This window comes from Corallococcus sp. bb12-1 (genome assembly GCF_026626765.1).
In the GTDB taxonomy this organism is placed as follows: domain Bacteria; phylum Myxococcota; class Myxococcia; order Myxococcales; family Myxococcaceae; genus Corallococcus; species Corallococcus terminator.
Map to the genome: position 1 here is coordinate 62,229 of NZ_JAPNJZ010000007.1, position 12,632 is coordinate 74,860.

Consider the following 12,632-nt stretch of genomic DNA (forward strand, 5'->3'; position numbering starts at 1 on the left):
ACGGAGGACTCGCTCAGGAGGCTTTGGAGGTGGGGGCGGAGGGCCGCTGCTGGGCGATGCCTTCCTTGCCCTGCAGGGCGATGGCGGCCTCGGTGTCGCCGCCCTTGCCTCCCAGGGAGAGGTTGTCGGCGATGATCTGCTCGCGCACGGCCCGCGCCAGGCCCTCGCGGTCGTTCTCCGCGAACGCCGTGGTGTCGATGGGGCGGCCAATCTTCACGCGCACCGGGCCCGGGGTGATGTTCCACGAGTTCTTGGGCATCAGCGTGGAGCTGCCTTCGATGGTGACGGGGCAGATGGGCACGCGGGCCTTGAGGGCGAGCGCGAACGGACCCTTCTTGAAGGGCAGCACGCTGCCGTCCTCGGAGCGGGTGCCCTCCGGGTACAGGAAGATGCTGGTGCCCTTGCGGACCTTCCGGGCGGCGCGCTCCAGCGATTCGATGGCGGAGGCCCGGTCACTGCGGTTGACGAAGATGTGGCCCGCGAGCCAGAGGTACCAGCCGATGAAGGGCACGAGGCGCAGCTGGCTCTTGGCCACGTAGCGGAAGTCCACCGGCACCGAGATGAAGTGGGCCGGGATGTCGAGGGTGGACTGGTGGTTGGCTACGTAGATGGTCGGACGCTTCGGGTCCACGTTCTCCGCGCCGAATACCTCCAGGCGCGCGCCCCCGGCCCAGAGGAGTACGGGGGACCAGAGGCGCCGGGCGACCCAGACCGAGCGCGACGGGTTGAGCGTCAGGATCATGGCCGAGATGGAGACGAAGAACATGATCGCCGACCACACCGTCGCCACCAATATGCACCACAGCTTGCGCACCATGCGTCGGGTTTCCTCCTACCGGTCGCCCCGTGAGGCGGACGGGCAACCGGGCGACGCATGACTTAACGCGCCGCTGGCACCTCGACGTGCGGGACGGGACGGGGGCATTCAGTTTATCTACCATGGCTTCCCCCACCATTGTTTCTGGTGTGTGCCGCTCGGCGGGGTTACAAGCAAGGGTGGCGTGGCCAGGAAAAAGTTCATCGCCATCGCGGGCAACATCGGGGCCGGAAAGACGGAGCTCACGTCCTTCCTGTGCCGGAAGTACGGCCTTACGCCGTCCTTCGAGCCCAATGACCAGAACCCCTATCTCGCTGATTTCTACAAGGACATGAAGACGTGGGCGTTCCGCTCGCAGCTCTTCTTCCTGACGCACAAGTTCCGGCTGCACCAGGAGTTGGAGCGCACGCCGGGCACCGTGCTGCAGGACCGGACGCTGTATGAGGACGCCGAAATCTTCGCCAAGAACCTCCACCGGCAGCGGCTCATCGACAAGCGTGACTGGGGGACGTACTGGGAGCTGTACCAGACCATCTCCAAGTCGCTCACGCCGCCGGACCTGATGATCTACCTGCGCTGCCCGGTGGCCACGTTGCGTGAGCGCATCCGCCTGAGGGGACGCGCCATGGAGAAGGACATCCCGACCGCGTACCTCAAGCGCCTCAACGCCCTCTACGAGGAGTGGTTCGAGGGCTACTCGCTGTCGCCGGTGCTGGTGCTGGGGACGGACAAGCTGGACTACCTCACCGACCTGGTGGACCGCGTGGACCTCTTCCGACAGATCGAGAAGCACCTGTGAAGGAGGTCTACGTCCTGGCCACCGAGCAGACGGGGCCACCCCCGTTGGAGGCGCTGCGCGCGGCGTTCGCCACCGACGAGGTGGAGTTCGTGCCGCATGACGACGCGCAGGGCTTCACCGTGCGCGCGGATGGCTCCGAGGTGCGGGTGGTGCTCAAGCCGGAGAGCGAGGGCCGCCCGCGCGTCAATCCAGAGCTGTTCAGCGGCAGCCCGGAGGCCTTCGCCCGGGTGGAGAAGGCCCAGTCCTGCTACGCGTTCCTCCTGGAGCCCGGGGGAGCGCAGCCCACGCTGCCCGTCTTCGAGGCGCTGTGGACCGTGCGCACGCTGATGGAGCTGGTGCCCGGGGTGCTGGTGGACGTGACGGCGTTCAAGCTGCACGAACCCGAGGACGTGGTGGAGATCACCGAGCTGGATTTCGACATCCGCGACCACGTGCACCTGCACGCCATCGAGCTGGCCGAAGGGGACACGCCCCTGTGGGTGCACTCGCACGGGATGGAGAAGTTCGGCGCTCGCGACGTGGAGATCTTCCACCTGGGGGAGGGAGACCTGCAGGCCGCGGAGAGCTTCCTCCACGAGCTGTGCACGGACCTGGCGTTCGCGCAGGGGCCGGCGCTGCGCCATGAGGTGGCCACCAGCGAGGGCCAGAGCTTCACGATGGTGCCGTCGGAGGAGGCCCGCGCCAACCTGCTGGGCGTGCCGCTGGACGCGTTCGAAGGCCATGAGGGGCTGTTCCTCACGGTGGTGTCGCCGCTGGGACGGCACAACACGGCGGAGCTGCTGGCGAGCTACCGCGAGCGCTTCGCCAAGGAGCCGGAGGAGCAGACCGCGGCCATGCACGAGGAGGCTCAGGCGCTGCTTCCCGCGTTCCTGGCGCGCTTCCAGCGCAAGGGGTTGATGGAGCCCCTGACGTTCCTGGTGCGCGCCCCCTTCGAGACGCACCCGGAGGGCGAGGCGGTGGTGGAGTACCTGTGGTTGGAGGCGGTGACGCGGGACGAGGGCTCCGTGGTGGGCCGGCTGGTGGATGGCGCGGTGCACACCACCGAGTGGCGCAAGGGCGCCCACGTGGAGGTGGAGGAGAAGCAGATCAACGCCCTGGCCATCGCGCGTGAAGGACGCCCGCTCAATGAGTCCGAGCTGCGGGCCCTGCTGACCGCCGAACGCCCCATGTAGTGGCCGGTGCTTGCTGGCGCCCCTCGGGGCGCTGCTAGGCTTGCCCCATCGCATGCCGGCACTCCTGCTGCTCACGGGCCCGTTCGCGGGGCGCCGCTACGACGTCGTCTCCCAGTTGACCCTCGGGCGCAGTCCGTCGTGCGACATCCCGCTGGAGGACGACCAGGTGTCGCGCCGCCACGCGCAGCTGTTCCTGGACCCCGTCGCGGGACAGGTGCGGCTGCGGGACCTGGGGTCCACCAACGGCACGCTCCTCAACGGACAGCGGCTGGCACTCCAGGAAGAGGCGGTGCTGCGGCCGGGTGACCGGATGCGCGTGGGCGCCACCATCGCGGTGTTCGAGCCGCCGCCGGTGTCCATCGTCGACGAGCCTTCCGGCGTGTCGTCGGCCTCGGAGCCGGGGCACGTCCCCATCGAGGAGGTGCTGCCGCACGTGGGCGCGGCCGCGGCGATGTATTCGGCGGGGACGGCGCTGCTGGGGGCCACCAGCGAGGCGATGGTGCTGCGGCGGCTGGCGGAGGAGACCGTGCACGCGCTCAACGCGGATCGCTCCGCGGCGCTCTTGAGCGGGCCGGAGGGGCTGCGCACCGCGGCGGTGTCCGGCGCCGCGTCCGTGGAGGTGCCTCGCGCGCTGGTGCAGGCCGCGCTGGAGCGCAAGGAGTTGGGACGCACGGACACGGCGCTGTGCTCTCCGCTGGTGGCTTCGGGCGGCCTGCCCTTTGGCGTGCTGTACGTGGAGCGCGAGGAGTCGCCATTCACCGAGGGCGAGGGGCAGTTGCTTGCTTCACTCGGCCGGCTGGGGGGCGAGGCGTACACGGCGGTGCGTTCGCGCGGGGATGCGGAAGCGACCGACGTGCCCTGGGTGACTCCGCTGGGGACCTCGCGGGGGTTTCGTGGGCTGTTGGAAGAGGCTCGGCGGGCCGCGAGCAGTGTCGCGCCCGTGGTGTTGCATGGCGAGCCGGGGACGGGAAAGGCGCTGCTGGCGCGCTTCCTCCATGGTCGTTCGCCGCGCGCGCTGGGGCCGTGGGTGATGGTGGAGTGCCGGCAGCCGCTGGAGGCGGTGGAGGTGGCGCTGTTCGGCCGTGCCGGGGCGGCCGGGCAGCCTCCGGTGACGTCCGCGGTGCTGCGTGCGGATGCGGGCACGTTGCTGCTGCGCCATGTGGAGGCGTTGCCTCGCGCGGCGGCGGAGCGACTGGCGCGGATGCTCGCCCGACGCGCGGCTCCGGCCCGGCAGGGCGGTGAGGAACCCGTGGACGTGCGGGTGGTGGCCACCTGTGCCGCTCCGGTGTCCCGGCTGGCTTCGCGCAGTGAGTTCGATGCGGCGCTTGCTCGGGGACTCACGGGCTTCGAACTGGAGGTGCCGCCGCTGCGCGAGCGTCGCGGGGATGTGCCGGTGCTGCTCGAGTTCTTCGCGCTGCGCGCGGCACGGCAGAGCGGGCGGGAAGCGCCGGTGCTGGGCCCGGAGGCGCGGCGCCTGCTGGCGGACTACCCGTGGCCGCAGAACGTGCGCGAGCTGGAGTTGGTGGCGGAGCGGCTGGGGCGCGTGTACGCGGCGGGGCAGGTGGGCATCGCGCAGCTTCCTCCCGAAGTCCGTGAGGGCTCGGTGGGGCACGCTCCCCGCACGTTGCCGGAACAGGTGGCCCGGCTGGAGCGCGATCTCATCGCGGAGGCGCTGCGCGAGTCGGGAGGCAAGAAGGTCCGCGCGGCGGAGTTGCTGGGCATCAGCCGGCCGACGCTCGACCGGAAGATGCTTGAGTACGAACTCACGCTGGAGCGCGGGCCTCGCGGGTGATGCCGTAGCGCTGTGGCGCCCAGGTCGGAATCCAGGAACCCGATGCTGCCCCTCTTGGAGGGACCCGGGTCGGATGCGCTTCAGGCCTTCGTGATGGCCGTGTCCTTGCGACGGCTGATCAGCACGCCCGTGAGGATGAGCGCCGCTCCGAGCGTCTGGACGAGGGTGGGGCGCTCGCCTCGCACGGCCCAGGCGGTGAGCGCCGCGACCACGGGGATGCCGGTGCCGTAGAGCGTCGTGCGGTTGGTGCCGACCTGCTGCACGCTGCGGAACCAGACGAAGTACGCGAGCACCAGGGGCACCAGCGCTGAATACACGAGCGCCATCCACCCCGAGGTGCTCACGCGCGACGTGTCCATCGCGATGACCTGTGACGCTCCGGCCAGCACCACGCCTGGGGCTCCGGTGAGCATGGTGATGGCGGTGATGCGCAGCGCGGACACGTCCGCTCCCACCGTGCGCGTCCCCACCGTGTAGATGGACCAGCACAGGGAGGCTCCGATGATCAGGGCATCCCCTTGCCACGTCGCCGCGCCCAGGTTCGGCCCCCTCGCTCCCACCACCAGCAGCATGCCGACCACCGCCAGCGAGAGCCCGGCGATGACCGGGCGGCGGAGCCGTTCGATGCCGAGCGCCGCGCCGAGCGCCGCCGTCACCACCGGGCTCACCGCCGTGAGCATCCCGCTGTTGGCCGCCGTCGTGCGCGCGAGGCCTTCAATGAAGCACAACTGGTACAGCGTGTTGCCCACGAGCCCCAGGCCGGTGAGCCGCAGGAACACCTTCCACGGCATCGGCTTCCAGCCCTCCACCGCTCCCAGCACCAGCCCCATCGCGAGCGCCGCGAGCCCGAAGCGCAACGCCATGAAGGCCCGGGGCGGCATGCCCTCCAGTGCGTCCTTCACCAGCGTGTAGTTGGTGCCCCAGACGACCACCACGGCGAGCATCGCCAGGTCGGATGCGGACAGAAGGCGGGCAGGCGCTGCGACGGCGGGGGACGAGGTACTCACGGCCGCGGGGCATAGGGCGGCGCTGCGCCAGATGCAACGACGGGGATGGGCGGGCAGGGAAGCAACCCGGACATTTCCCCACGCCCGTGCTTGTCCGGCCGCCCTGCCCGTGTCGTAAATGCCCGCCCATGGACTTCCGTTTTTCGGACGAGGTGCGACGCGCGAAGGACTCCGGGCAGCCGTTGGTGGCGCTGGAGACGAGTGTCGTCGCGCAGGGCCTGCCGTACCCCGACAACCTCGCGGCCGCTCGCGCGTGCGAAGAGGCCGTGCGCCGCGCTGGCGCCGTGCCCGCGCCCATCGCCGTGGTGGATGGCGAGGTGTGGGTGGGCCTGGAGGATGCCGCGATGCGGCGGCTGGCCGAGGGCAAGGAGAAGCTGCTCAAGCTGGGCTCGCGCGACCTGGCCGTGGCCGTGGCCACCCGCGCCAGCGGCGGCACCACCGTGAGCGCCACCTGCGAGCTGGCCGCGGCGGTGGGCATCCGCGTCTTCTCCACGGGCGGCATCGGTGGCGTGCACCGGGGCGCCGCGGAGCACTGGGACATCTCCCAGGACATCGCCGCGCTGTCGCGCTACCCGGTCGCCGTGGTGTGCGCGGGCGCCAAGTCCGTGTTGGACCTGCCCAAGACGATGGAGCTGCTGGAGACGGCGGGCGTGCCCGTCATCGGCGTGGGCACGCACGAGCTTCCGTCCTTTTACAGCCGCGAGTCCGGTCTCTCGCTGGAGCACCGCGCGGATGATCCGGAGGCGGCCGCGCGCATCGCCCACGCCCGCTTCGAGCTGCTGGGCCAGGGTGGCGTGCTCTACACCGTGCCTCCTCCGGAGGAGGCCGCGCTGCCTCGCAACGAGGTGGAGCTGCACATCGCGTCAGCGCTGGCGGACGCGGAGCGGCAGGGGGTCCGGGGCAAGGCCGTGACGCCGTTCCTGCTGGGCGAGATGGCGAAGCGCACCGGCGGCAAGAGCCTCAAGACGAACCTGGCGCTGCTGGTGAACAACGCGCGCTTCGCGGGGGCGCTGGCCGTGGCCTACGCGCGCATCGCGAAGCGCTGAACCCCGACGTGCTGTCAGGGCGCGCGGTGCTGGAACCAGGACACCAGGTCCTCCAGCGCCGCGCGGTCCACGTCGTCGAAGGTGTTCTTGTGCTCGGAGTCGATGTCGAGCACCGCGAGCAGCTCGCGATCGCGGCCGAACACCGGCACGACGATCTCCGACGCGGACCTTCCGTCGCAGGTGATGTGGCCCGGGAAGGCGTGCACGTCCGCCACCACCACCGTCTCGCCCTTCGCGGCGGAGGTGCCGCACACGCCCTTGCCGAAGGTGATCTCCAGGCACCCGAGCGTCCCCTGGTAGGGGCCCACGCGCAGCAGCTTCCCGGGCGTCACCACCCGGTAGAAGCCCGTCCACAGGTGGCCAAAGGCGTGGTGCAGCAGGCAGCTCATCGTCGCCATCGCGCAGATGTCGTCGTCCATCCCCTCCAGGATGGCGAGGGCATGGGACTTCAGCTCGGCATACGCCTCGGACTTCGGCTGACCGCGCAGATCCAGGGTGACTTCCGCCATGATGGGCCTCGAAGAGGGGGTTGCCGCCCCTTCTAACAACCCTGGTGCCCGCTGGCACAGGAGGCCGTGTGGAACAGCTCGTCCTGGATTCACGAACCCGTCTGCTCGTGCTCACCGGTGCCGGAGTGTCGGCGGAGAGTGGGGTGCCCACCTTCCGAGGCATGAACGGCCTGTGGGAGAACCACCCCGTGGAGGCCGTCGCCTCCCCCCAGGGCTTCCAGGCGGACCCTGCCCTGGTGTGGCGCTTCTATTCGCAGCGCCGGACGGGCGCGGCCGACGTGAAGCCCAACCCCGGCCATGACGCACTGGTGCGGTGGGAGGCCCACCTGGGCGATCGCTTCCTCCTGACCACCCAGAACGTGGACGGCCTGCACACCCGCGCGGGCAGCCAGCGCGTGGTGGACATGCACGGCAACCTCTTCCGCACGAAGTGCGCGGACTGCCGGCGGGAGCCCTTCGACGACACCTCCGTGCACCCGTCCGGTACGGTGCCGAAGTGCGACAGTTGCGGCGGTCGGCTCCGGCCCGACATCGTCTGGTTCGGGGAGATGCTGGCCTCCGCCGATCTGGAGCGCATCGGCGAGTTCGTCTCGCGCAAGGACGGCACGCGGTTGGTGTTCCTGGCCGCGGGCACGTCCGGCGCGGTGTGGCCGGCCGCGGGCCTCGTGGACGAGGTGCGCACCGCGGGCGGAGAGACGTGGCTGGTCAACTACGAGTCCGCCGCCAACACGGAGCGCTTCCAGCACTTCGTCCAGGGCCTCAGTGGCCAGGTGCTGCCCACGCTCGCGAAGCTCGTCTGACGACGGTGGCGGTCTCCGGCTCGATTCGCGGGCTGGACGTGCGCAGGCGGACGACTGACTGTCAGCCCGGCCCCGACCGTCGCGTCAGGGGGCGGGCGTGTGCGCGGCCCGTCGTGGCGTGCGCGGCATTGCTTCTCCGGGGACACCGGCGTTGCATCCAGGTCCCCTCCGCCCACGGAGCCTCGCCATGTCCCAGGAACGTTTCACGACCAGCCGCGAGCTGTATCACCGCATCCGGTGGGATCCCCGGCTCGACGCCCGTGAGTTCGTCGTCGGCTACGACGCGCACCGGGGACCGGGCGCGCTGGAGGAGATGCCCTTCGAGGCGTTCGTCCCCGACGGGGAGATTCCGTGGCACCGCGTCTGGTACTTCAAACGCGGCCATCAGGTGGTGTGGGATCGCAAGGAGCGCCTCGATCTCCTGAGCACGAACAACACCGGGAGCGCCGAGGCGGCCGCACCGCACCGCCCCGTCTCGGTTCCCGGCTTCACGCCGCTGCCAGCGTACCGGTACGACGCGCGCTCGGGCTCCTGGGCGGAGGCTCCCCGCGACCTGGGCCACACGCTCCCCACGCCGGCGTCGCTCACCGTCGCCACCTTCAACGTCCTCTTCGACCTGTACGACGCGGAGCTGCTGGCGACCGAGCGCAGGACCCCGGCGGCGCTCGCCCTGCTTCGAGAGACGGACGCGGACCTCATCGCCTTGCAGGAGGTCACCGCGCCCTTCCTCCGGGCCCTGCTCGCGGAGCCCTGGGTGCGCGAGCGCTACTGGCTGTCGGACGGCCCCGGCGCGAACACCGTGGAGACCTATGGTCAGGTGCTCCTGTCCCGCCTGCCACTTGCCTCCGTGTGGCAGCGCGTCTTCTCCCGGGACAAACGGATCATCGCCGCCGAGCTGCGGCTGTCCGGTGGCCCGCTGTGGGTGGCCACACCGCACCTGACCAGCAACCGTGACGCCGCCGGAGCCTCCGCGCGCGCCGTGCAGGTCCAGGCCCTCCTCGAATGGGCCCGCGCGCTCGGTGCCACGGGCGATACCGAGGCTCCAGACCTGGTGCTGGCCGGTGACTTCAACTTCGGCGACGGGGAGCCCGAAGTGGACGTCTTCGCCCGTGCGGGCTTCGTGGATGCGTGGACCGCGCTGAGGCCTTCGGAAGCGGGGGAGACGTTCAACCCCCAGTTGAACTCGCTGGCGGCGCTCACCACCGTGTCGGGGCGGCTGCGACGGCTGGACCGGGTGCTGGTGGCGTCCGCGTCGGAGCGGCTTGCTCCCCGGAGCATCGGCCTCTTCGCGGAAGCCCCCCTGGATGGGCCGCCCGCGCCCACGGGGAAGGCCCTCTTCGCCTCGGATCACTTCGGGCTGTGCTGCGTCCTGCACCGCGAGGCGGGGGCGTCCCCGGTGGCGCTTGCCTCACCGACCTCGGCGGCGTTGGTCCACCACACGGCCCTGGTGCTCATCCCTCCCGAGGACGTCTGGGCTCCCATCCAGGCGCTGCGCAAGAAGCACGACTCGAAGTTCCAGCGGTGGATGCCCCACATCACGCTGCTCTATCCCTTCGTCCCGGAGGAGGACTTCGAGACGGTGGAGGCGCTCCTCGCGGATGCCCTCCAGGGAATCGAACCCTTCGACGTGACGCTCTCCGCGTTCGGCCTCTTCGAGCACCGAGCCAACGCGACGGCATGGCTCCGTCCCGACGCCCAGCCCGCGGACGCGCTGGCGGCCCTGCACGCGAAGCTCGTGGCGGCCCTGCCTGAATGCTCAGCTTCCGCCCATGGCGGTTTCACGCCGCACCTCTCGGTGGGCCAGCTCGCGCTTTCGCCGGATGAGGACCCCGCCCGCACACTCGCCGGGTGGCAGCGGAGCTGGCGGCCGTTGAAGTTCGCGGTGGGCGAGCTCTGTCTCATCCGGAGGAAGGGCGACACACCCTTCGAGGTCCTCCGACGCATTCCTCTGCCGGGCTCCACGCCACGCGCACGCGAAGCCGCCCCGGAGCACGAAGACACCCCGCTGCGGGAGGTGCTGGCCTCCCTGGGCGCGGGCAGCTCGCGCGAGGGGCGCGCCGCCAGGACCGCGGCGGTGGAGCAACTGCGCAAGCACTGCGAGCGGGTGGGAACCTCGCTGCATCCGTATGGCTCGTACCTGCTGGGCACGGATGGCGCGGGTAGCGACGTGGACGCGGTCGCCATCGGCCCGGCGAACCTCTCCCGCGAGGACTTCGCGCGCTCTCTCCTCCAGGAACTGGCCGCCTCTTCAGCCAGCTCTGCTCGCTACGTGGCGGATGCCGCCATCCCCCTGGTGAAGGTGTCCCTGGGGGGCGTGAGCTTCGATCTGGCCTATGCGAGCCGTCCGGAGGGCTCGCCCCCCGAAGAAGACCCGCTCATCCTGCTCGAACGGCATGGCTCCCAGCTCGACCCCGCGGGCCTTCGCTCCGTCCTGGGACTGGCGGACACGCTGGGGCTCCTGGAGGTCATTGCCCGTGAAGGCGGACGGACCGAGCGGTTCCACGCCCTGCTGCTCGCGGTCAAAGCGTGGGCCCGGGCCCGGGGCCTCTACTCGCACGCACTGGGCTATCTCGGTGGGCTGTCATGGACGCTGCTCGCGGCCTGGGCTTGTACGCGCGCGGCCCCCGACGTCATGACGTCCGATGCATCACTGCTCGCGCACTTCTTCAGGTCCTTCGCCTCCTGGCCCTGGCCGCAGCCGGTGACGCTCACGCCCGAAACGGCTCGCTACCGTCCTGAAGGCAAGCGCGACCTCCTGCCTGTCATCGCCCCCGCGCTCCCGGCGCGAAACACCGCGCGCAATGTGTCGCGCTCCACGTTCCGCGTCCTGCAAGAGGAGCTGCTGCGTGCCGGCGAGCTCGTGGCCCGTGCTCGCGCCTCGCGCACGCCCGAAGCCTGGGCGGCGCTGTTCCACCCCGTGGATGCGAACCACGACCTGCCGACCCGACTGCGATTGTCCGTCGATGGCCCCACCCCAGAGGCCCGGGAGGTCGTCGCGGGTTGGCTCCTGGGTCACCTCACGGCCCTGGTGTATCGCTTGGAAGGAGACCGGCGCCTCGCCGTGCGTCCCCTCCAGGCACCGAACGCCAGTGGAAGCCTGCTCATCGGCCTGGAGGCGCGCGAGGCGGCGGCCTTGTCCTGGCAGCCCCACGGCCCGCTGTTCGAAGCCGTGGAGGCGTTTCGTCTGTCATTCCAGGAATGGACGCACCGCCCCGAAGGAACAGCGCTTCGCGTGGAATGGATGCGTGGGAATGACCGAAGCCCTTCCGACGCATCCACTCCGTAAAGCCTCGCAGGGACGGCGCGCGACTTTCCGCGAGGGCTTGCGTTACTTCGAGCCCCCCAGCCACGAGCCCCACCGCACGAGCTGCGTGCCGCCCTCGGACTCACGCTTGCCACCGCCGACCACGCGCTCGGTGTTGCTGGAGAGCGGCTGGAAGCGCGCTTCGAGGGGCAGGCCCGCGAGTCCCGGGGCCCACGGCTCGGCCGCGGTGACCTGGAAGAAGACGCGCTGGACGCCCTCGACGTTCTCGCTGCTCTGTTCGGTGAGCGCGGGCACCGTGTGGCCCTCCGCGGTGAAGGTGCCACGGGTGACAGACGCGCCAGCGGCGGGCGCCTCCTCCGGGTTCAATGCCTCCCAGGGCAGGCCCAGCAGCACCTCCTCGAGGGGCTCCGGCTCCGCCTGGGTGAAGTCGGAGCAGGGGGCGGCGTTGGCGTCGTCGATGGGGCCTTCGGTGCGCAGGAGGTAGCCGCGCTCGGCGGTGAAGCACACCCGCTGCACGCTGGGGGCGGGGCCCACGTCCACCTTCCGCTCGTAGTACGCGCCCGGACCCAGGGGCCGCTCCAGCGCGGGCACGGGAGCATTGGCGTCCGCCGAGCCCTCGCGGAACTCGCGCAGCGTCAGCTTGATGCCGCCCGGGGTGTGGAAGCCGGCGGACTCGGTGCTCGCGTCCAGCAGGCCGTGGGAGAGGTAGAGCGGGCCTGGCGTATTGGCATACACGCGCGTGCGCAGGGGGCCGTCCACCGGGCGCTGGTCGCTGACGTAGCGAAGGGCCTCCCAGTCACGGCCCGCGCTGGAGGCACGCTCGGCGGTGGCCTCGCCCCCGTGGGGCACGTCGAGCGGGCGCGTCGTGTCCGAGCGCACGGGGACGAGCAGTTCCTGCGCCAGCCGCGCCTGGGCCAGCGGCTTGCCGGCCGCGTCGGTGAACGCCAGGCGCACCCAGACCCACGGTTGCTGCACGGCCACCACCTCCAACGTCACCTGGCCCGTCAGGGTGCGCGCGGTGCCGCCGCTTTCGCGGGGACTGGGGCCCTGGGTCGCGGAGAAGGCGTAGGTGACGCCGTCGCCCACCCGGGCGCGCTTCCAGGCGTCCGCGTCCTGCGCGGGCGAGGACTTCTGGACCTGGGCGTCGGAAGGAGAGGGGCCGCTGCTGGACTTCGTGCTCTCACAGCCCGGCAGGAAGGACAGGGCCGCGCCCAACAGCGCGGCGAAGGGAAGGGAGGCTTGGCGCATAGGCATGTGCGACGGGATACACCAGGAGTGGATTCACGCCCAACCTCCACCCAGACAGGCGGTGTTGATGGGTGAACGCGACCCCAGTGCCGGTGACTGATTCAAAGACACCACTGTCCTGAAAAAGAAGGGCCAGACCGTTGGGGGAAAAACCGTTGTCAGGGCAGTCGCTTAGGG

At 70.7% G+C, this 12,632-nt stretch carries 10 protein-coding genes; 6 read left to right on the top strand and 4 right to left on the bottom strand.

Annotated features, from left to right (window positions below):
* Nucleotides 1-13 precede the first annotated feature (13 nt).
* Nucleotides 14-814 carry a lysophospholipid acyltransferase family protein gene (locus tag OV208_RS11055; RefSeq protein WP_267574278.1) on the bottom strand — a complete coding sequence of 267 codons (801 nt, stop codon included), beginning with the start codon at nucleotides 812-814 and terminating at the stop codon, nucleotides 14-16.
* 187 nt (nucleotides 815-1,001) lie between these two features.
* On the opposite strand from OV208_RS11055, the gene OV208_RS11060 reads away from it, so the two are divergent.
* From OV208_RS11060 to OV208_RS11070, 3 genes are read left to right on the top strand one after another with little or no spacing between them, the layout of a single operon-like run.
* Entirely contained in the window at nucleotides 1,002-1,616 is a 615-nt protein-coding gene (locus OV208_RS11060; protein WP_120545249.1) for a deoxynucleoside kinase, read from the top strand.
* Nucleotides 1,613-2,788: a DUF2314 domain-containing protein gene (locus OV208_RS11065; protein WP_267573788.1), complete on the top strand. Its 1,176-nt coding sequence runs from the start codon at nucleotides 1,613-1,615 to the stop codon at nucleotides 2,786-2,788. Before OV208_RS11060 ends, OV208_RS11065 begins: the two co-directional genes overlap by 4 nt.
* A gap of 52 nt (nucleotides 2,789-2,840) precedes the next feature.
* Nucleotides 2,841-4,580, top strand: a complete 1,740-nt coding sequence (locus OV208_RS11070) for an FHA domain-containing protein (protein ID WP_267573790.1) — start codon at nucleotides 2,841-2,843, stop codon at nucleotides 4,578-4,580.
* Nucleotides 4,581-4,660: 80 nt separating this feature from the next.
* Here OV208_RS11070 and OV208_RS11075 read toward each other — a convergent pair whose 3' ends face one another.
* Nucleotides 4,661-5,587, bottom strand: a complete 927-nt coding sequence (locus OV208_RS11075; RefSeq protein ID WP_267573792.1) for a DMT family transporter — start codon at nucleotides 5,585-5,587, stop codon at nucleotides 4,661-4,663.
* Nucleotides 5,588-5,715: 128 nt separating this feature from the next.
* Between OV208_RS11075 and OV208_RS11080 the strand changes: the two genes are divergently transcribed.
* Nucleotides 5,716-6,633 (top strand): pseudouridine-5'-phosphate glycosidase, encoded by a 918-nt coding sequence (locus tag OV208_RS11080; RefSeq protein WP_267573794.1) that lies wholly within the window; start codon nucleotides 5,716-5,718, stop codon nucleotides 6,631-6,633.
* 14 nt (nucleotides 6,634-6,647) lie between these two features.
* Here OV208_RS11080 and OV208_RS11085 read toward each other — a convergent pair whose 3' ends face one another.
* The gene (locus tag OV208_RS11085; RefSeq protein ID WP_267573796.1) at nucleotides 6,648-7,142 is read right to left on the bottom strand and encodes a GAF domain-containing protein; all 495 of its coding nucleotides are present in this window, start codon (nucleotides 7,140-7,142) and stop codon (nucleotides 6,648-6,650) included.
* Nucleotides 7,143-7,210: 68 nt separating this feature from the next.
* On the opposite strand from OV208_RS11085, the gene OV208_RS11090 reads away from it, so the two are divergent.
* Together OV208_RS11090 and OV208_RS11095 are read left to right on the top strand one after the other, a co-directional pair.
* Nucleotides 7,211-7,942 (top strand): SIR2 family NAD-dependent protein deacylase, encoded by a 732-nt coding sequence (locus tag OV208_RS11090; RefSeq protein ID WP_267573797.1) that lies wholly within the window; start codon nucleotides 7,211-7,213, stop codon nucleotides 7,940-7,942.
* A gap of 187 nt (nucleotides 7,943-8,129) precedes the next feature.
* Nucleotides 8,130-11,228: a poly(A) polymerase gene (locus OV208_RS11095; protein ID WP_267573799.1), complete on the top strand. Its 3,099-nt coding sequence runs from the start codon at nucleotides 8,130-8,132 to the stop codon at nucleotides 11,226-11,228.
* 42 nt (nucleotides 11,229-11,270) lie between these two features.
* Here OV208_RS11095 and OV208_RS11100 read toward each other — a convergent pair whose 3' ends face one another.
* Nucleotides 11,271-12,461 (bottom strand): DUF6068 family protein, encoded by a 1,191-nt coding sequence (locus tag OV208_RS11100; protein ID WP_267573800.1) that lies wholly within the window; start codon nucleotides 12,459-12,461, stop codon nucleotides 11,271-11,273.
* Nucleotides 12,462-12,632 lie beyond the last annotated feature (171 nt).

Coding starts and splice junctions, on each gene's coding strand:
- OV208_RS11080 (WP_267573794.1), top strand. CDS start 5,716: ATGGACTTCCGTTTTTCGGACGAGGTGCGACGCGCGAAGGACTCCGGG.
- OV208_RS11100 (WP_267573800.1), bottom strand. CDS start 12,461: ATGCCTATGCGCCAAGCCTCCCTTCCCTTCGCCGCGCTGTTGGGCGCG.
- OV208_RS11085 (WP_267573796.1), bottom strand. CDS start 7,142: ATGGCGGAAGTCACCCTGGATCTGCGCGGTCAGCCGAAGTCCGAGGCG.
- OV208_RS11095 (WP_267573799.1), top strand. CDS start 8,130: ATGTCCCAGGAACGTTTCACGACCAGCCGCGAGCTGTATCACCGCATC.
- OV208_RS11070 (WP_267573790.1), top strand. CDS start 2,841: ATGCCGGCACTCCTGCTGCTCACGGGCCCGTTCGCGGGGCGCCGCTAC.